Source organism: Granulicella sibirica (assembly GCF_004115155.1).
In the GTDB taxonomy this organism is placed as follows: domain Bacteria; phylum Acidobacteriota; class Terriglobia; order Terriglobales; family Acidobacteriaceae; genus Edaphobacter; species Edaphobacter sibiricus.
Genome location: NZ_RDSM01000003.1, coordinates 206,572 through 224,939 on the forward strand (window position 1 = coordinate 206,572; position 18,368 = coordinate 224,939).

General features: G+C 61.8%; 15 protein-coding genes. 5 read left to right on the forward strand and 10 right to left on the reverse strand.

Going from position 1 to position 18,368, the window contains the following annotated elements:
- Positions 1-290: 290 nt before the first annotated feature.
- Positions 291-2,432 carry a beta-galactosidase gene (locus GRAN_RS17690; protein WP_128914382.1) on the reverse strand — a complete coding sequence of 714 codons (2,142 nt, stop codon included), beginning with the start codon at positions 2,430-2,432 and terminating at the stop codon, positions 291-293.
- 51 nt (positions 2,433-2,483) lie between these two features.
- Entirely contained in the window at positions 2,484-3,068 is a 585-nt protein-coding gene (locus GRAN_RS17695) for a TetR/AcrR family transcriptional regulator (RefSeq protein WP_128914383.1), read from the reverse strand.
- 150 nt (positions 3,069-3,218) lie between these two features.
- Here GRAN_RS17695 and GRAN_RS17700 point away from each other — a divergent pair, with 150 nt between their 5' ends.
- The gene (locus GRAN_RS17700) at positions 3,219-4,196 is read left to right on the forward strand and encodes an SDR family NAD(P)-dependent oxidoreductase (RefSeq protein ID WP_128914384.1); all 978 of its coding nucleotides are present in this window, start codon (positions 3,219-3,221) and stop codon (positions 4,194-4,196) included.
- Positions 4,197-4,390: 194 nt separating this feature from the next.
- Positions 4,391-6,271 (forward strand): glycoside hydrolase family 2 protein, encoded by a 1,881-nt coding sequence (locus GRAN_RS17705; RefSeq protein ID WP_128914385.1) that lies wholly within the window; start codon positions 4,391-4,393, stop codon positions 6,269-6,271.
- A gap of 8 nt (positions 6,272-6,279) precedes the next feature.
- On the opposite strand, the gene GRAN_RS17710 is transcribed toward GRAN_RS17705, so the two are convergent.
- Positions 6,280-9,378: a TonB-dependent receptor domain-containing protein gene (locus GRAN_RS17710; RefSeq protein WP_128914386.1), complete on the reverse strand. Its 3,099-nt coding sequence runs from the start codon at positions 9,376-9,378 to the stop codon at positions 6,280-6,282.
- 313 nt (positions 9,379-9,691) lie between these two features.
- Between GRAN_RS17710 and GRAN_RS17715 the strand changes: the two genes are divergently transcribed.
- The 3 genes from GRAN_RS17715 to GRAN_RS17725 all read left to right on the forward strand — a co-directional run bounded on the left by GRAN_RS17715 (position 9,692) and on the right by GRAN_RS17725 (position 12,993).
- Positions 9,692-10,645: an acyl-CoA desaturase gene (locus GRAN_RS17715; protein ID WP_128914387.1), complete on the forward strand. Its 954-nt coding sequence runs from the start codon at positions 9,692-9,694 to the stop codon at positions 10,643-10,645.
- Positions 10,646-10,723: 78 nt separating this feature from the next.
- The gene (locus GRAN_RS17720; RefSeq protein WP_128914388.1) at positions 10,724-12,004 is read left to right on the forward strand and encodes an aminotransferase class I/II-fold pyridoxal phosphate-dependent enzyme; all 1,281 of its coding nucleotides are present in this window, start codon (positions 10,724-10,726) and stop codon (positions 12,002-12,004) included.
- A 2-nt stretch (positions 12,005-12,006) separates the two neighbouring features.
- Positions 12,007-12,993 (forward strand): NAD-dependent epimerase/dehydratase family protein, encoded by a 987-nt coding sequence (locus GRAN_RS17725; RefSeq protein ID WP_128914389.1) that lies wholly within the window; start codon positions 12,007-12,009, stop codon positions 12,991-12,993.
- A gap of 2 nt (positions 12,994-12,995) precedes the next feature.
- Here the strand turns inward: GRAN_RS17725 and GRAN_RS17730 are convergent, their stop codons facing one another.
- The 7 genes from GRAN_RS17730 to GRAN_RS17760 all read right to left on the reverse strand — a co-directional run bounded on the left by GRAN_RS17730 (position 12,996) and on the right by GRAN_RS17760 (position 18,277).
- A complete protein-coding gene (locus GRAN_RS17730) occupies positions 12,996-13,379 on the reverse strand; it encodes a nuclear transport factor 2-like protein (RefSeq protein ID WP_128914390.1) in 384 nt (127 codons plus the stop codon).
- Between the two features lie 24 nt (positions 13,380-13,403).
- Complete coding sequence (locus GRAN_RS17735; RefSeq protein WP_128914391.1) at positions 13,404-14,345, reverse strand: aldo/keto reductase; 942 nt, start codon at positions 14,343-14,345, stop codon at positions 13,404-13,406.
- Positions 14,346-14,394: 49 nt separating this feature from the next.
- Positions 14,395-15,645, reverse strand: a complete 1,251-nt coding sequence (locus GRAN_RS17740; RefSeq protein ID WP_128914392.1) for a beta-ketoacyl-[acyl-carrier-protein] synthase family protein — start codon at positions 15,643-15,645, stop codon at positions 14,395-14,397.
- Entirely contained in the window at positions 15,646-15,936 is a 291-nt protein-coding gene (locus tag GRAN_RS17745; RefSeq protein ID WP_128914393.1) for an acyl carrier protein, read from the reverse strand.
- Between the two features lie 89 nt (positions 15,937-16,025).
- Positions 16,026-16,772, reverse strand: a complete 747-nt coding sequence (locus GRAN_RS17750; protein ID WP_241654916.1) for a class II aldolase/adducin family protein — start codon at positions 16,770-16,772, stop codon at positions 16,026-16,028.
- A 35-nt stretch (positions 16,773-16,807) separates the two neighbouring features.
- Positions 16,808-17,839: a radical SAM protein gene (locus GRAN_RS17755; protein WP_128914394.1), complete on the reverse strand. Its 1,032-nt coding sequence runs from the start codon at positions 17,837-17,839 to the stop codon at positions 16,808-16,810.
- A gap of 96 nt (positions 17,840-17,935) precedes the next feature.
- Positions 17,936-18,277 carry a hypothetical protein gene (locus GRAN_RS17760; protein WP_128914395.1) on the reverse strand — a complete coding sequence of 114 codons (342 nt, stop codon included), beginning with the start codon at positions 18,275-18,277 and terminating at the stop codon, positions 17,936-17,938.
- Between the last annotated feature and the right edge of the window lie 91 nt (positions 18,278-18,368).

Consider the following 18,368-nt stretch of genomic DNA (forward strand, 5'->3'; position numbering starts at 1 on the left):
TTCTTGATAGTCGTGCAGATGTTCAATTTGCGCGGAATTTCACCCGCGGGCGAGCGCGCTGGTACTTCTCCGCAGAGATCTCAAAACGTTTGACGTTTTGGAACTGTCTGGAAGTTTCGTTCTCAGCCTAGGTATTTCGCAGACGGAAGCCGTTTCCTTGCTTTTCGGGAGCGTGCGATCTGTCAGCTTCCAACGCGCCTTGATCGCTAACCCTTTTGTATGAGGGACTTGCGCGACTCACCGATTCGGCACTCGCCGGAGAAGCGACCCGATAATATTTGACCCGCCGGTCATTTTGCGCCTGCAGATCCGTCTTCTTCTACGACCGCGAAGCCCCACGGAGGCAGCGCCAGACTCGAGTTGGCCTGAACCGGAGCGTCATTCAGGAGGTTGCGGCCGGCGGCAAATCCGTAAGGAACACTTGACGGGTTGGCCGAGTAGTTGAGGACGTAATGGACGGGGTGGCCGTCGTGCAGGGTGCCACTCCGGATGATCATGGGGTAGTGAGCCTGCTGCGCGGGCGTGGTCAGACCGGCGCGAGTGACGGCTTCGGCCATGAGCTTCTCGAGGAGCGCGTCGGACGGCATAAAGCCGAGGTAGGTTACTTCGCCGCTCCCGTACTGGTTTCGGGTGATCGCGGCATAACGGCCCCAGGTGGGATGCTGGTAACGCGCGAGGACGGTTGCGGTGGTCGTCGGGGTGAGCAGTTCCATCCACCAGCGGGCCTGATTCTCCTTGGCGCCGACGTGGTAGGGGTCTCCTGCCAGGGAGACGTTGTCAGGCAGGGTGAACTGGTTGTAAGTGACGCCTGTGCTTTCGGTGAGCATGCCGGGCTGGTCGGTGTGGCGGACCTTGACGTTCTCGTCGGAGAAACCGCTTTTGAAGGTGTAGAAGACGTGTCCGCCGCTCTTCGCGAACTGATTGAGGCGGGTGAGTTCAGCGTCGGTCGCTGCGTAGAGGGCTGGGACGACGATGAGCTTGTAGGCGGAGAGATCGGTGGTGGAGGGGTCGATGAAGTCGACCTCGGCGTTGATGCGGTAGAGGGCGTCGTAAAAGGGGCGGAGGACGTCGTTGTAGGTCTCCTTCGAAGTCCAGCCGAACTTGAAGCTGTCGAAGGCGGTCAATGCGCGGTTGCTGACATAGATCGCGATCTTGTTGTGCTTCTGCATGTTGACGAGCCTGGGGCCGAGACGGGCCAGGTCGTCGCCTATTGTCTTCGCCTCATCGTAGGTGGCGTTTGGTTTTCCGTCCTGGCTGAGGAGGCCGCGCCAGTAGGTTTCGAATGCGTTGTTGGTGGTGCTCCAGTGCCAGTACTCGACCATGTTGGCTCCGGAGGCGAGGTGACTGAAGGCTTGCAGGCGGAGTTGGCCAGGATAGGGAAGCCACTCGGGAAAGCCCTGGGCCTCGGTTTCGATGAGAAGGTAGTTCTGGCCGTGACGGAGGGAGCGGGTGAGGTCGCCGCCGAAGGCTATTTCGGTGCCGGTGAGGTGGTCCTGGGTGGGGTGATAGATGTCGATGCCGGCGACGTCGAGAGTCTTGGCCGCGTCGAAGTGGTTGACCTGGGTCTGGACGCCGTAGGAGTAGCCGCGCCAGTCGAGGTCGAAGTTTTGCGTGACGAACTGGCCGGGGCGTGCGTGGGCGTGGACAAGGTCGCTCTGCCACTGCAGGTACTCGGTGACAAGGCCGCGCTGGAACTCGGCGAAGGCTGAGGCGAGGCTTGCGTTGATGGTGCCGGTGACGTCGGGGAAGTCGCTCCAGTCGTTGACGCGATTGCTCCAGTAGTCCAGACCGAACTCCTTGTTGAAGGCGTTCAGGTCAGGCCACTTCTGCTTCAGTTGCGTGACGAAGGCTGCCTGAACGTTGGGTCCGCTGGTGTGGTACGACTTCGTCTCGTTGTCGAGTTGATAGCCGATCACGCTCGGGTGATCTTTGACGTGGTCGACGAGGGCGATGATCATCGCCTTCGCCGCCGAGCGGAAGTGGACATTCGTGATGTCCATGTTCTGACGTGCGCCGTACTTGCCCGGTCCTTGCGGTGTGATGGCGAGGACGTCGGGATGCTCGCGTGCGAGCCAGGTGGGGACGGCGTAGGTCGGCGTGCCGACGATGACCTTGATGCCGGCCTTGTCCATCGCGTTGAGTACGCGGTCGACGTAGGAGAAGTCGAACTTGCCTTCCTGGGGTTCTTCGGTTCCCCACGTCGATTCCGCGATGCGGATGACGGAGATGTGCGCGGCCTTCATCATGGCGACGTCTTCGTCGAGGCGATCGGTGGGGGTGTACTCGGTGTAGTAGGCGGCTCCGAAGAGGATGGTGTCGGGGAGCCTGGGCGTCGGGCGAGCCTGGGAGAGGAGGGTGGGTGCGGCCGCCAATGCGGAGAGAGAGAATACGAGCCGGAGAGCGGTCCGGAGGGTCGGGCGAGTCGCGGTCATAAGGCTCCAGGCGTTACGTAGCACAGGACGGGGAAGATAGCTCGTTGAAGTCTACGTTGTTGGGCGTGAGCCGAGGATGAGGATTTCGACGAGTCGCTTCGCGCTTTGCGGCCAATCCGGCGTGGAAGCTACGTTCGAGACGCCGACGAGCGCACGAAGAAGATCGATGGGGTCGATGTCGGGGCGAATGTCGCCGCTTGCGATGGCACGGGAGACCAGGGCTTCTATCGCGTGTTTGACCAGGTCGCCTGTGGTGTCGAAGAGCCTGGATGGTCCGCCGACGATGGTATTGAGGGCCGGGGCGATGATCTGCTTGGCGGCGATGTAGTCGACGAAGAGGAGCATCCAGGCGCGCAGAGCTTCGACAGGCGGCAGGGTTTTCGCGAACTCTGCCTCGGCAGCAGCCAGCTTTCCTACCTCGGTGCGGTAGACGGCTTCGAGAAGAGCGTCGCGGGTGGGGAAGTGGCGGTAGAGGGTTCCGGGGCCGACTCCGGCCTGCCTGGCGACGTCGTCCAGGCTGATATTTGCGCCTTCGCGGGTAAAGGCCTCTTTGGCGATCTCGAGGATGCGGTCCCGGTTGCGCTGCGCGTCGGCGCGCGGTCTTCGCTCGGCGGGTTGTGATGGTTTCTCAGTCATGCTTCCGTCACGGAAAATTATTGCAACCGGAGAATGTCTCCGGTTGTCTGATACTTATTACGGAGAGCATCTCCGTTTTATGCGTGTCATAGCGGCGCGTCAACCGCGCTGCCTGGTTCCAATGAAAGGTCAAACTGCAGGGGGATGAAGATGGCGAACACTTTTGGTGCGAAGTCGACGACGGAAGATGTGCTTTCGGGTGTGAGGCTGGATGGCAGGCGGATTCTAGTTACCGGCGTTTCGGCTGGGATCGGCGTGGAGACGGCGCGGGCGCTGGTCGCGCATGGAGCCTATGTTGTCGGTGCGGCGCGGGATCTCGCAAAGGCCGAAGGCGCTACGGCGCAGGTGCGTGACGATGCGGCTGCGAATGGTGGCGGCTTCGAGCTGATTGCGCTTGATCTCTCCGACCTGAAAAGCGTTCGGGCTTGCGCGGATGAACTGCTGAAGAAAGGCGAACTCTTCGACGTGGTGATCGCGAATGCGGGCGTAATGGCGACACCGTTCGGGCATACCTCCGATGGCTTTGAGACGCAGTTCGGGACGAATCACCTGGGCCACTTTGTGCTCGTCAATCGGATTGCTTCCCTGATCCGAGACGGTGGACGGCTGATCAACCTTGCTTCCTCGGGACATCGGTTCGCGAACGTCGATCTAGTCGATCCAAACTTTGAACACACGACGTATGAGCCGTTTGTGGCTTACGGGCGATCGAAGACGGCGAATATTCTGTTCGCGGTCGAGTTCGATCGGCGGCACAAGGAGCGGGGCGTGCGGGCTGCGGCGGTTCATCCGGGCGGGATCTATACCGAGCTTGGCCGTCACATGGAGCCGGGGCAGCTCGAGGCGATGGTGGCGCAGATCAGCAAGCAACTCGAAGCGGAAGGCGGCGGCCCGTTTGAGTTCAAGACGATTCCGCAGGGCGCGGCGACGTCGGTCTGGGCGGGTGTCGTGGCTCCGGCTGAGGAGATTGGCGGACGGTACTGCGAGAACTGCCATGTCGGCAGGATTGTGGCGGACGATGTGACCATCAGCGCGATCAGCGAAGGTGTTCGTGCGTATGCGCTTGATCCTGACAATGCCAAGGCGCTCTGGAAGAAGAGCGAGGAGATGGTTGGGGAGTCCTTTTAGTACCTGCCGGTCCTGCTGAAAATCGGGATAGCGGTCTTACCACTGCCATCTCATCCCTTCGTCTGGTAGGATGCCCGGTTGAGTAGAGAAGCTTGGTCCAACGGTTGCGTGGAATCTATCCCGCGCCTCTGCCGCTGATCCCTTCTCCGCTCAATCGGGCGATTTATCTGATTTCAAACGAAGGACGAGGTGGTATGAGCAACGTCTCCAGGATTCTTCCCAAGGCTTCTTTCACGTGGCGCGTTTCGTCGGCTCTGCTTGTCTTCTGCGGACTGGTTCTACCGGTTTGCGCGCAGCAGCCGCTAAAGACACTGCTGGTTGGGGTGGACCGGCGTTCGGTTACTTCGCTTGATGGGGACTGGCATTATCTGGTGGATCAGCCACCAGCCAAGGGTCTTTATAAGCCGGATGGGACGGTGAAGGAAGACGGCTACGGGCTGAACACGCACCCGAACATCAGCAGCGGGCCGCATAACGATGAGTACGACTTTGCCACGGCTCCGACGATGAAGGTGCCGGGAGACTGGAACACGCAGGATCCGGCGTTGTTCCGGTTCGAGGGCGTGGTGTGGTTTGAGCGGGACTTCGACTTTCAGGCGAAGGCGGGGGCTCGGACGTTTTTACATATCGGCGCGGCGAACTACAAGTCGTTTGTGTGGATGAATGGGAAGCATGTTTGCGATCACGAGGGTGGGTTTACCCCGTTTGATTGCGAGGTGACGGCGATTTTGAAGCCGACGCAGAACTCCGTCGTGATTGCGGTGGACTCGACGCGGATGGTGGATGGTATTCCTTCGGTGTCGATCGACTGGTTCAACTATGGCGGACTGAACCGGGATGTATCTCTGGTGACGGTGCCGCCGGCGTTCATTGACGACTATGACGTCCACTTGAAGAAGGAGGCTACGTTTTCTTCAGTGAATGCGAATACGTTGACTGGGTATGTGCATGTCGTCGGTGCCGCTGCTGGTACGAATGTCACTGTCAGCGTTCCTGAAGCTGGGGTGAGGACGACGGCCAAGACGGATGGTGACGGTAAGGCGGCATTCGAGGTGAAGGCGAGCAAGCTTGAGCTTTGGTCTCATGAGACACCGAAGCTGTACAAGGTCGAGCTGGCTTCGGGTGAGGACAGGATCGATGAGGAGATCGGGTTCCGCGATATTCGGGTTGATGGGACGCGGATCCTGTTGAATGGGAAGGCAATCTTTCTGCAGGGCGCGAATATGCATGCCGAGGCTCCGATCCGGACGGGTCGCGCTTACAGCGATGAGGATGTAAAGAACATCTTCGGGTTTCTGAAGGATCTGAATGCGAACTTTGTGCGGCTTGCGCACTATCCGCATGATGAGCGCATGGAACGGATGGCGGACAAGCAGGGGATCATGATCTGGTCGGAGATTCCGCTGTGGCAGCATATCTCGTTCGAGAAGCCCGAGGTGTATGCGAAGGCTACGTTCATGCTGAACGAGATGATTCGGCGGGATAGGAACAAGGCTTCGGTGATCCTGTGGTCGGTTTCGAATGAGACGCCGAACAACCCGACGCGGACGAAGTTCCTGACGGATCTGGCGAACGAGGCGCGGAGGCTGGATGCGACGAGGCCGATTACGTCCGCGTTGATCGGACCGCATGCGAAGGGGGACCAGATCGTGCAGGATGATCCGCTGGCGAATGCTCTGGACGTGGTTGGGCAGAACGAGTACGTCGGTTGGTATGAGGGGACGCCGGATGAGGCAGACAAGCTGCATTGGACGATGCCGAATAAGCCTATCCTGATGTCGGAGTTTGGGGCAGAGGCGAAGTTCGGAGACCACGGTGGGAGGAACGATCGCTGGGCGGAGGAGCAGCAGGTGAACGTCTACGAACACCAGTTCGTGATGATCAACAAGATCCCGCAGGTGCGTGGGCTTGTGCCGTGGGTGCTGATGGACTTCCGCTCGCCGGGCCGCAATATTCCGAAGCTGCAGGATGGGTTCAATCGAAAAGGACTGTTCTCGGAGAAGGGGGAGAAGAAGCAGGCGTTCTATCTCTTCCAGAAGACGTACAAGGAGAGGTTGGTTGGTAAGGCGGAGTAGGCGGATGCTTAGTAGAGGATTTTGAGGGAAAACTGCACCTGGCGGGAAGTTCCGGCGGTCTTGCTGATGACGCCGAAGCCGGAGCCGGTGAGGATGTTCGCGGGCAGGCCGAGGTTAGCGATGTTGAAGACGTTGAAGAACTCCGAACGGAACTGGATGACGGCGAGTTCGCCCTTGCCTCGGTGGCCTACGGGCGTGTCCTTGATGAGGGAGACGTCGAAGTCGTAGAAGGCGGGGCCTCGGAAGGTGTTGCGGCCGAGGGTTCCGAAGCGGCCGGAGTTGGGGCCGGTCCCGCCGGGGATCCCGATGGGAATGCTGAAGAAGGATGCGTTGCCGTCGCCGAGGCCGAAGTAGTCCTCGCGCTTGGTTCGGGCGGTGGAGAGCGCGGGAGTTGTGATGAGGTCGGGGCGGTCGGCGGAGCCTGCTCCGGCTCCCGTCTGCTGAACGCCGGAGTAGACGGTGAAGGGAGAGCCGCTGGTGATGGTCGAGATGCTGATGACCTCCCATCCGGAACGGAGTTTCATGGGGAGCTGTTCGAGAGTCTGGATGCTCTCGAGGTGAAGGTCCTGGGCGGCGCTGAGGGAGAAGACGTGGGTTGTGTCGAACGAGGATGGGCCTTTTTCGGGGTGGGTGTCGAAGGGGTCTTGCGGGGAGGTGAGGGTGACCGCTCCGGAGGCTCCGGCGTTGAGACCGCCTGAGACGGTGCTTGTATCGTCGAGCGACTTCGACCAGGTGTAGCTTGCCTGGAGACCCGGGCCGCCATGGCCGGTTGTCCCCTGGAGCGAGGCCTGGAGGGCGTGGTAGCTGGAGTGCGAGGTGGCTCGGATGAGTTGCTCGGTGCCGAAGCCGCCGGTGACGTTTCCCTGCGCGTCGAACTCGGTGTGGCGGGCGAAGGCCGGGGTCGCGCCGGGGTAGGCGTTGGGGAAGCTGATGCGCGGCAGACGCATGGCTGCGGTTCCGATGTAGGTGGCGGAGGCGTTGAGGCTGCCGAAGGAACGCTCGAGGCCGGCGGTCCAGGTTCCGAGGTAGGCGTTGCCGAACTTGGGGTCGACGCCGCTGACGCTGATGGGATTGATCTGGTCTCCGGGAGAGATGGCGGCGAGGTCGCGCTCGTAGCGGTCGACGTCGAACAGGGTGTTGGGGGCGACGGCCTTGGTGTTGTTGTTGGGGAAGATGTCGGCGCCGTCCGGGGTGTAGGCGCGGGGGAGTTTGGAGGCGTCGATCTGGTAGCCGTAGGGAATGGGGTTCGCGCTGGAGGAGGTGAGGCGCGGATAGATGGCGAAGGGGGAGCCGCCGGTGAGGAGGTTGTCCTGCCAGATGTTGGGCGGGACGGTGGTGAGGGCTCCGCCGGCGTGGAGGATGAGGTGCTGGGGGAGTTGGGTGTCGAGCTGGACGCGGGGGGACCAGTTGAAGCGGCTGTTGTCGTATGCCGGTTGCGGGTTGACGACGAAGATCTGGCCGAGGGCGTTGTTGGCGTCGCGGAGGCTGGAGGTGCGGTGAGCGCGCTCTTCGATGGGGGTGTAGTGCTCGTAGCGGAGGCCGTAGTTGAGGGTGAAGCGGTCGTTGATCTTCCAGGTGTCCTGAATCCAGGCTCCCCAGGCGCTGCGGCTGGTGGCGGCGGGTCCGATGTGCTCTCCGCCGGAGGTGAAGGGGGAGGCGACGGCTACGTTGTAGTTGAAGGCGCTGCCGACGAGAAAGCTGGAGAGCGTGTCGGGAAGCGGGTCGCCGGCGTGAATGACGTGGGCGCCGGACTGCGAGCGGATCTCGACGGGGGAGTAGGCGGCGCCGCCACCGAAGTCGAATTCGCCGTTGAGGCTCTGGCCGAAGTAGCTTGTGTCGCGGTTGAGGCGAACCTCGGCACCTGCCTTGACGTTATGGCGTTTGGTGGTGAAACTGGCGGATTGGCGGAGGGAAAACAGGTTATTGAAGGCCGCGATCACACTTCCGGCGGTGGAATTGAAGGATTCGTAGAGGCCGTCGTTGAACTTGATGGCAGGGTCGGTGTGGTTGTTGGTGATGAAGGCGGGGGTGGTGCGGGTGATGTCGAACTGGGTTTCGAGGATGAGGCGGGGGGAGGCGGTGCGGGCGTAGTCGAAGGTGACGTTGCGCTGGTGATCGCGGTACTGGACGCCGAAGGAGGGGTCGAGGGCGGTTTGGTCGGGGTTTGTGGTGGGGCCGATCAGGTTGTCGAAGGAGACGCGGCCGAAGAAGTGGTTTTTCGGGCCGGCCTGATGGTCGAGGCGGACGGAGAACTGGTCGGAGGTGGTGAGGATCTTGGCGGAGGTGGCGTAGGTGTGGACGCCGAAGGCTCCCTGGGGGTAGTTGGGGAGGGGGTAGCGGGCGAGAATTTTGGCTATGCCGGGATCGATGCGGACGGTGAGGGGATCGCCGGGAAAGGCTGTGGAATCAATGCCTGAGCGCTCCTGGGCGGTGGGGACGGGGAATACCTGGGTGGTTCCAAGGACCTGGCGGAGGGCTTGAAGTTCAACAAAGTAGAAGGTTTTGCCCTCACCGTCGTAGATGTGCGGGAGGATGACGGGTCCGCCGTTGGTGAGGCCGAACTCGTTGCGGCGGAAGGGTGGGATTCGACCGGGATTTGCGGGGGAGGAGTGGTCGAAGTAGTTGCGGGCGTCGAGTGAGGAGTTGCGGATGAATTCGAAGAAAGAGCCGTGAATACGGGCATTTCCGGAGCGCGTGGAGATGTTGGTGAAGCCGGAGGAGCCGTGGCCGATCTCGGCGGGCATCCAGCCGGAGGTGGAATCGATGGCCTGGATGGCGTCCACGTTGAAGTTGGAGAAGGTGGAGCCGCCCATTTCGGGGTCGCTGGTTTCGGCTCCGTCCATGGCGAAGGTGGCCTCGACGCCGCGCTGGCCGTTGATGGCGAACTGGGGGGTGTAATTGGTTCCGTTGGAGTCGGTGCTTGTGCCGACGGAGAGCAGGAGAAGGGCGCTGAAATCGCGTTTATTCAGGGGAATTTCGCTGGCGGCGGAGCTGGCGAGGGATTCGGCCGGGGGCTTGGGGGCTTCCTGCGCGGAGTCGGTGGGGGTTTGGGAGTAAGCCGACGGGACGAGGAGGACGAGCGCGGCGATGGGGAGGCAGAGCTTCATGCGGATCGGGGCCTTATGTTGTTGATCCGAGTACAGTAACAGGCGGGGTGCGCGGCTGGCGCGTTTTGTGGTGCAGGATGCGGTCCAATGTACGGTAAACGTGGTTAGCGGGCCGGTAGAAAACGTGGTGAGGGGTGCGTCTTTCTTGGGCGGATGCGTTTTCGCAGCATGTTTTTCCGAAGTGCTGATGAAGGACGGGGTCTTCGCGGGCAGAGTCTGTCAAGTAGCGGCTGCTTTTGCCGTGATGGGAGTTCGCGAAACGACATTACAAAACTGTTACCGGGGCATGAACGCGCGCACCTGAGAATGGGGTATGACTTCTTCCCCAAAACGTAACGACCGGGGCGGCTTTCAGGCTGCCGTCCTCGCGGGTAACGAAGTCCCGGCCGAGCTTTCGCTGACGCGTGGCGGGCAGAAGCTGGCGCTGAACTGGCTTGTGCTTGGCTTCATGATCCTGTTCCATGTCGCTGCCGTGGCGGCGTTCTTCTTCTTTAGCTGGTCGGCACTGGCGGTTGCGGTCGCGCTCCACTTCGTGGCGATCAACGTCGGGATCGGGATGGGATACCACAGGCTGCTGACGCATCGCGGGTACAAGGTTCCGCGCTGGGTGGAGCATGTGCTTGCGGTTTGCGCGACGTTGAGTCTTGAAGGCGGCCCGCTGGTGTGGGTGGCGACGCACCGGATGCATCACCAACACACGGACAAGCCGGGTGATCCGCACTCGCCGTACGAGGGCGCGTGGTGGTCGCATGCGGGTTGGGTGATCTACGGGACAGGGGCGAGCGGAGAGCCGCAACTGATCTCGAAGTATGCGCCGGACCTGCAGCGGGATCCGTTTTATCCGTGGCTGACGCGTTTCCATTGGGTTCCGCTGACGGTGGTTGCACTTGTGCTGCTGGCGGTGGGCGGCTGGTCCTGGGTGCTGTGGGGAATCTTTTTCCGGGTGACGTTTGGGCTGCATGCGACGTGGCTGGTGAACTCGGCGACGCACATGTGGGGCTCGCGGCGGTTCGACACGCGGGACGAATCGAGAAACAACTGGTGGGTGGCCCTGCTGACGGGCGGCGAGGGATGGCACAACAACCATCACGCGCACCCGGTTTCGGCGCGGCATGGCATGGCGTGGTACGAGTTCGACCCTAACTACTATGGAATCTGGCTGTTGGGCAAGATGGGGATCGCCACGCACATCAACGCGCTCACGCTTGGGCAGGCGACAACGAGGGCGGTTCCGGCAGTTGTCGCGCCGGGTTCCCTGCATGATTAGCGCGATACTCTGCCTCACTCCACGAAGGTTGTATAGCGGATATCTGGCATCAGATGTCATAATGAGCCGATCCACTCCATGAAAGAAACCAATCTCGCGACCGAACGAACCTTTCCTTCTTCCTCTGGCAGGATGTTTGGAGATTACTTCACCCCTGCACGCTCCTGGGACTTCAAGAAGACGGAACTTCTGGATGCGCGTGCACGCCGCATCTTTGAGAATACGGCGCTTGCCTGTTCGGTGGATGCTTATCCCTTTCACATGCCTTTGCAGGCAAAGGCGGGTCCGTGCGTGACGGCGGACGGCCACCAGATGCTGATGATGTCGTCCTACGATTACCTGGGCTTGATCGGTGATCCGAGGATTGACGAGGCTGCGATCCAAGCGGTACTACGCTACGGCACGAGCACGAGCGGCGCGCGCCTGCTGACGGGAACGCTCGACATCCATCGGACCATGGAAGCCGATCTAGCAGCGTTTAAAGGCACCGAGGACGCGCTCACCTTCAGCTCGGGATACATGGCGAACCTTGGCGTGATCTACGGGCTCTTCGGGCCTGCGGATCGCGTCATCATCGACGAACTCTGTCATCGCAGCCTGCATGATGCCTGTCGTATGTCGGGGGTCAAGGTTCAGAGGTTCCGGCACAACGATCCGAACTCGGTCCGGGAAGAGTTGCAGCGGGAGAATACGGCGAACCGCACGCTGATCATCTCGGACGGCGTTTTTTCGATGGACGGCGACATCTGCTGCCTGCCGGAGCTTGTTGCGCTCAAGAAGGAGTTTGGCTGCTTCCTTCTGATCGACGAGGCGCATGCTTCGGGCGTGCTCGGCGCGACGGGGCGGGGAACAGACGAACACTTCGGGATTGCGACGGACGAGGTCGACATCTGGACGGGCTCGCTGGCAAAGTCGATTCCTTCGAACGGTGGTTTTGTCGCCGTGTCGCAGGAGGTTGCGATCTACCTGCAACATGCTTCGTCTCCGTACATTTTTTCGGCTGCCATGACAGCTTCCTCGGTTGCGGCGATTTCGATGGGGCTGTCGATCCTGAAGGAAGAGCCGGATCGCGTGGCCCGGCTGAAGTGGAATGGCGACTTTCTGCGCGCCGGGCTGCAGGAGCTTGGGTACGATACGGGTCTTTCGGAGACGGCGGTGATCCCGGTGATTCTGAAGGACGAGGCTCGGACGGCGCTGTTTGCGCGGAAGCTGCGTGACTTCGGGATTATTGCGGCCCCGGTGATGTTTCCGGCGGTGTCGCAGGGCCTGGCGCGGCTTCGGCTGTGCGTAACGGCGGCGCATACGAAGGAGCACCTGGACTTCGTGCTGGACGTGTTTCGCCAGATGGCTTCGAACTAGCGGTGGCGGTACTGGTGACGGGCGCGAGCGGCTTCCTCGGAGGCCGGCTCGCGGAGGTCCTTGCGGCACGGGGCGAGGATGTGGTGATCCTTGCGCGGGCTAAGTCGGATCTGAAGCACCTTGCGGGAACCAAGGTTCGGGTGGTGCGGGGGGATCTCTCGGACGCCGCCGCGCTTGGGGAGGCGGTTCGGGATGCGACGCAGATCTTTCATTGCGCGGCGTGTTCGACGGACTGGGCTTCGTGGAAGACTTACTTCGATGCGAATGTGGTGGGGACCAAGAATCTGCTTGCGGCGGCGCGTGGGGCTGCGAAGCTGGAGCGGTTTGTCCATGTGAGTACGACGGATGTGTACGGGTATCCGGTGGTTCCTTGTGGGGAGGAGCATCCGATTGTCGATGCCGGGTTGCCTTATAACCAGACCAAAGGGCAGGGGGAAGCGTTGGTCTGGAAGGCTTTTCGCGAGGATGGGCTGCCGGTGACGGTGGTGCGGCCGGCTACGATCTATGGCCCCCGGGGGAAGGACTTTACGGTCGAGATCGGGGAGATGCTGAGGCTGCGGTTGATGGCTACGATCGATGGTGGGCGAGCACCGGGTGGTTTCGCTTATGTCGATAATGTGGTGGATGGGATGCTTGCGGCTGCTGCGTCCGGATCGGCGGTGGGGGAGGCTTATAACCTATGCGACGGTACGGGGGCGACGTGGCTTGAGTATCTGAGACTATTTGCGGCTCGGCTTAAGACGCCTATGCCCTGGATCAACCTGTCGTTTCGGGCGGCTGATTCGCTGGCAGGGGTGCTTCAAATTCCGCATCGGCTGCTAAGGCTGGGGGGGCGGCCTCTGCTGACGCGGCATGCGGTGATTCTGCTGGGGCGGGATCAGGAGTTTCCGATTGCCAAGGCTGTGCGGGAGTTTGGGTTCAGACCGCTTGTTTCGCTTGAGGAGGGGATCGAGCGATCGGCGGGGTGGCTGCGGAGTCGATCGCGGTAGCGTCACGGGATGCGCTGCACCCATTGGCTTCGCCAGGCAGGAGCGTCGAAGGGATCGGCAAAATACTGCGTTTCATGGACGACCTTACCGTTGCGGAACTCCATCATGCTCACGGTGTACACGGGCAGTCCCTTGTAGACGATGGTGTATTCCGTGGTCCAGAGATTACCGCTTCCGATGATTCGCCTAACGCTGAAGCCTGACGGCTTGCCTGGATGATGGCTCCGCAAAGCCTGCAAATTTCGTCGCCCGAGGATTCGCTCGCCTGACTGGGGATAGTCGCAGATGGCGTCGTTATCGTAGATATCATGTTCGGCGTTTGCATCGCCGACTGCCGACGCGTGCCAGTGCGCGTCGAGGGCTTTCCGTATTTCTTCTTCCTGCATGGACTGCTCCAAGACGGCTGTTCTTCAGGATCTCACTCGCGGAATGAATCCGGGGCTGCCGGTATTCACGACGTCGTTGAGTCTCTGCCTGGTCTGTATGCGATTGATCAGTTCGAGATCCTCTTCCGGAAGGGCGGAGACGTTGAAGTTCTCTTTTGCGCGCTCCGCCGTCCTTGGCGTGGTCAGCAACGCTGTGCCACGCTGCGCCGCCCAGGCTAAGAGTACCTGCGCCGGAGTCTTTCCAACGCGCGCCGCGATTGCCAGAACGACCGGATCTTCGAGAGGTCCTGGCCTCATTCCATGGCCTAAGGGCGCGAAGGCCAGGAACACAATGCCCTTCTCCTTACAGAATTCGAGAAGATCCGTTTCCGGCAGATAGGGATGGGATTCGACCTGGACGACGGCCGGCTTGATTCGAGCTGATTCGTAGAGGGCCATGAGGCCGTTCAACGTGATGTCAGACAGCCCTATGGCGCGGCACTTGCCTTGATCCTGGAGAGCTTCCATCGCTCTCCAGGTATCGAGCAGAGTTACGCCCTTGTCGTAGAGGACATTGCCATTCTGATCCCGCGGATCCTGCTCCTCTCCGGGTTGAAACGCAAACGGAGTGTGGATGAGATAGAGATCCAGATACTTGAGGCGAAGCCTTTCGAGACTCGTTTCAAAGGCGGGTGCGACACGCTCAGGCCGATGGTTGGAGTTCCACAGTTTTGTGGTGATAAAGAGGTCTTCCCGGGCGATTCGTCCAGAGGCAAGTCCTGCCTGGAGGGCTTCGCCCACCTCGCGCTCGTTGCGGTACCGCTCCGCGCAATCGAAGTGGCGAAATCCGGCTTCGAGCGCATCGCGGGTGGCGCTTATGGTTACGGCTGCATCTGGAATCAGTGTGCCAAACCCGAGCACAGGTATCTGGCCGGTCCCGTGGCCGAGTGGAATTCTCGCTAACCGGAGATCAGAAGACTGAGCCATGGGACGCCTCCGCGCTCTTTGCGTCCACCATTATCGCCTGAATCGAATTTCAAGCTGAGATATTCGGCGTCAGCGACTCGCCGCCAGGCCAGGAATAGGCGCGGAAGGCGAGGACGGCATTAAGGCCTCCGAAGGCGAAAGAGTTCGAGAGGCAGGCTTCTACTTGTTTGGGACGCGGCTCGTTGGGGATGACGTCGAGATCGCACTCGGGGTCTTGCGTGGTGTAGTTGGCGGTGGGGGGGAGGATTCCGTTGCGGAGGGTGAGGATGGAGGCTACGGCTTCGAGGGCTCCGGCGGCACCCAAGGTGTGGCCGTGCATGGACTTGGTCGAGCTGATGGCGAGGTGGTTGGCGTGGGGGCCGAAGACCTCGCGGATGGCGGCGGTTTCGGTGCGGTCGTTGGCGACGGTGGCAGTGCCGTGGGCGTTGATGTAGCCGAACTGCTCGGGGGCCAGGCCAGAGTCGCGGATGGCTTTGCTCATGGCGCGGGCAGCTCCGATGTGGGAGGGCTGGGTGAGGTGGCTGGCGTCGGAGGTCATGCCGAAGCCTACGATCTCGGCTAACGGGGTTGCGCCGCGGGCCAGGGCTGCTTCCAAGGGCTCGAGGACGAGCATGGCTCCGCCTTCGCCGAGGATGAGGCCGGAGCGGTCGGCGGAGAAGGGGCGGCAGGTGTCCTTGCTGATGACGCGCATGGCCTCCCAGGCCTTGAGATTGCCGATGAATACGGTGGCTTCGCTGCCTCCTGTGATGGCCGCAGGGGCGATGCCGGAGCGGACGAGGTGGAAAGCCTGTCCGATGGCGTGGGCGGAGGAGGAGCAGGCGGTGGAGATGGTGTAGGCGGGTCCCTGGAGGCCGTAGCGGATGGAGATGTGGCTGGCGCCGGCGTTGCTCATGCTGAGGGGGATGGTGAGCGGGTGGACGCGGGTTCGGTTGTGGTGGAAGAGTTCCCAGTAGCCGGCTTCCTCGGCTGCGCGGCCGCCGAGCGAGGAGCCGGTGATGACGGCGGCGTCTTCGCGGAGGGCTTCGGTCCACTCGATGCCGGATTGCTTGACGGCCTCCTCGGCGGCGATGAGGGCGAACTGGGCGAAGCGGTCGAGGAAGGCGAGGTCTTTGGCGGGGAAGTGCTGCTCGGGGACGTAGCCTTTGACCTCGGCGGCGTTCTTGAAGCGGAGGTCGCTGACGTCGATGGAGGTGATTTCGGAGATTGCGGGAGTGCCGCTGGCGAGGCTGCTCCAGAAGGCTTCCTGATTGTTGCCGAGGGCGCTGATGACGCCCATGCCGGTGATGACGACACGATGCATTTAGACGGCGGGCGAAGGCTCGGACTTCGCGGGATTCGCGGCCTTGGCTTCTTTCTCGGCTAACAGGAGGTTGATGCCGTCGACCATCTGGCCGATATTGCTGACCGACTTGGCCTGCTCGTCGTCGATGTGAATGTCGAACTCACCCTCGAGGTCGAAGAGGAGGTTGAGGCGGTCGAGTGAATCGATGCCGAGCTGCTCGAAGGTGGTCTCGGGGTGCAGCGTCTCCGGCGAGATCTGACGTGCGGTTGCCACTACCCGGACTACGCGTTCCTGAACACTTTCGGACATCAATTTCCCCCTGGTGCTGCGTTTGGTGCCTCGATATGTCTCTTCACTTCATTGTAACGATGCACTGTGAGGATACACCGGCGCGGCGGTCAGGCGGTGGCCTGCGCGGGCTGGCCGCCATCGATCTCGTAGGGGGAGCGGGCGGGTTTCGCGGGCGCCTTCGCGGCTTCGGCAGAGACGTTCTGGAGGTACTTCGCCTTGGCGTGATGGAGCTGCTGGACCTGCTCTGGCTGCAGGGGGCGGGCGGTGCCGAGCTGGTGGGCGATGAGGGCGACGTGGGCGAGATGCTCGACGGTCTCCATCTTCATGAAGGCTTCGAGGAGGTTCTTGCCGTAGCTGACGGCCCCGTGGTTTTCAAGGAGGATGGACTCGTGGCCGGGCAGGTACGGGCGAAGGCTCTCGGCAACTTCGCTTGTGCCGGTAGTCGCGTAGCGGGCGAGGGGCACGGGGCCTACGGTCATGACGGCTTCCTGGCAGAGCACCTCGTCGAGGGCGCGGCCGGAGCAGGCGAAGGCGGTGGCGATGGGGGGATGAGAGTGAATGACTGCCTGAACGTCGGGGCGGTGCTTGTAGACGGCGAGATGCATGGAGATCTCGCTGGTGACGTTACGGGTTCCGGCGAGAAGGCGTCCCTGGAGGTCGACGATCACCATGTCAGTTGCTTTGACAAGGCCTTTGCTGACCCCGGTGGGGGTGACGAGGAGACGATGGGCGTCCAGTCGCGCGGAGAGGTTTCCCGACGTCCCGGGGGTGAACCCGAGACGCGAGAGCCACTTGCTGAACCGGACCAGATCCCGCCGCAAACCTTCTTCTGCCCTACACGCGCTTTCGTTCAAGGGGATGCTCCTCGTTCGTCCCAAGCTTCTGGGAGCTAGCTTTGCAGAATGTTGAACGATGCCGGGGCGGCCGGAGTCTCCGGCTTCGAGGCAAGCGATTCTTGCAGCTTACGCCAACCTTTGCCAAGCCGGTCGGACGCGAGAAAAAGATGGCCGGCGGTGAGGCCACCGACGACCTTGTGATGGCCCACGGCGGCCAGGCCCATCGAGGCGATACAGCCGCATTGGGAGCAGTCCGGATCCCCTCCAAACTGGCATGGGGTGATCTTTGTTTTGAGGTCGGCGGAGATGGTTTCGGTTGTACGGGCGAAGATGCAGGCTTCAGGACTCGTGGGCGGGGTGGCGATCTCGTCGATGACGAGGTCGTGCATGTCGAGTTTGGGGAAGAGGGGGCGGAGGCGACGCAGCTCGTTCATCACGAGGACGCGCTGGGCGGGCGAGAGGATCTCGGGGTCGGTGGCTCCACGCTGCGGGGTGAAGAGGCTGAACCAGATCTTCCGGATGGCGGGGTTGGCGCTCCAGAAGGTGAGGAACTCCTCGAGGTAGCCAGGGCGGGAGGCGATCTGGGAGGTGATGGTGGAGTGGATGGTGACCTGGGCGCCGAGGATGTTCTTGAGGATGCGCTCGTAGGTGGCGGGCTTGCGGCGCTCGTCGTGCTCGGGCTGGAGGCCGTCGATGGAGACGACGACATTGAGCTTCTTGTACTTGCGCCACTCGGCGGGGACGACGCGGAAGGCGCTGGTAACGATCTGGGTGTGGATGCCGCGGGCTTCGATCTGGGGGATGAGCTGCTCGAGCTCGCGGTAGCGGACGAAGGGGTCGCCGCCGACGAGAGAGAGGTGGAGGGGCTTGCGATCGTCGAGGATGGCGAGGATGCGGGTGACGAGCTCGTCGCCTTTGAAGTCGGAGAGCTGGCGGAGGAGGGTGTCGCTGCCGAGGTGGGCGGCGTCGAAGGCGTAGCAGCCGGGGCAGCGGAGCGGGCACTCCTTGGTGATTTCGATGGACAGCGAGGGGGCGCGGCCAGAGAGGATGGTGGCCCAGGCTTGAAGGACTTCGGATGTCTGCATTGCGTCTCCGGAAACAGGCTGGAGGGAATTCCAGTGTTTCGTTATCGAAAGGGTGCCGTTCGCCCTTGCGGGACCGTCACTTTCGCGGAGAGCGGATCAGACCTGGATGGGGAGGGTGTACATGCCGAGTGCCGGACTTGGCAGGGGCGAGGCGTGAACCGCAGCGATGAGGCCGCTGAAGCTTCCGGGAGTCGATGGGCCGGCTGGTCGAAGGACGAAGGCGAGCGAGCGGAGAACCTTGAGAGACAGGGCTACGACGCTGTTGCCATGGCGCGCCAGCAAGAGAACAAGGCAGAGGAAGGTCGCGAGAGCGACGAGCCCGAGCTCAACATCCTGACCGCCGTAGAGGAAGCGATCGAAGTGGCAGAATGCCTCGCTCCAGGGGGTAAGAACAACCAGCACCGCAGTGAGCATGAGGATGACCCGGCTTCCGGTCATCCATGCCCATGACATTCCTGTGGAGGGCACCCGGTCTGTTCTTGTGGATCGAATCATGGCCTACGGGTAGTCTACGCCTATTTGCGTGTTG

Excerpts from the sequence above, each read along its gene's own strand:
- GRAN_RS17690 (WP_128914382.1), bottom strand. The coding sequence starts at position 2,432 with ATGACCGCGACTCGCCCGACCCTCCGGACCGCTCTCCGGCTCGTATTC.
- GRAN_RS17695 (WP_128914383.1), bottom strand. The coding sequence starts at position 3,068 with ATGACTGAGAAACCATCACAACCCGCCGAGCGAAGACCGCGCGCCGAC.
- GRAN_RS17700 (WP_128914384.1), top strand. The coding sequence starts at position 3,219 with ATGGCGAACACTTTTGGTGCGAAGTCGACGACGGAAGATGTGCTTTCG.
- GRAN_RS17705 (WP_128914385.1), top strand. The coding sequence starts at position 4,391 with ATGAGCAACGTCTCCAGGATTCTTCCCAAGGCTTCTTTCACGTGGCGC.
- GRAN_RS17710 (WP_128914386.1), bottom strand. The coding sequence starts at position 9,378 with ATGAAGCTCTGCCTCCCCATCGCCGCGCTCGTCCTCCTCGTCCCGTCG.
- GRAN_RS17715 (WP_128914387.1), top strand. The coding sequence starts at position 9,692 with ATGACTTCTTCCCCAAAACGTAACGACCGGGGCGGCTTTCAGGCTGCC.
- GRAN_RS17720 (WP_128914388.1), top strand. The coding sequence starts at position 10,724 with ATGAAAGAAACCAATCTCGCGACCGAACGAACCTTTCCTTCTTCCTCT.
- GRAN_RS17730 (WP_128914390.1), bottom strand. The coding sequence starts at position 13,379 with ATGCAGGAAGAAGAAATACGGAAAGCCCTCGACGCGCACTGGCACGCG.
- GRAN_RS17735 (WP_128914391.1), bottom strand. The coding sequence starts at position 14,345 with ATGGCTCAGTCTTCTGATCTCCGGTTAGCGAGAATTCCACTCGGCCAC.
- GRAN_RS17740 (WP_128914392.1), bottom strand. The coding sequence starts at position 15,645 with ATGCATCGTGTCGTCATCACCGGCATGGGCGTCATCAGCGCCCTCGGC.
- GRAN_RS17745 (WP_128914393.1), bottom strand. The coding sequence starts at position 15,936 with ATGTCCGAAAGTGTTCAGGAACGCGTAGTCCGGGTAGTGGCAACCGCA.
- GRAN_RS17755 (WP_128914394.1), bottom strand. The coding sequence starts at position 17,839 with ATGCAGACATCCGAAGTCCTTCAAGCCTGGGCCACCATCCTCTCTGGC.
- GRAN_RS17760 (WP_128914395.1), bottom strand. The coding sequence starts at position 18,277 with ATGACCGGAAGCCGGGTCATCCTCATGCTCACTGCGGTGCTGGTTGTT.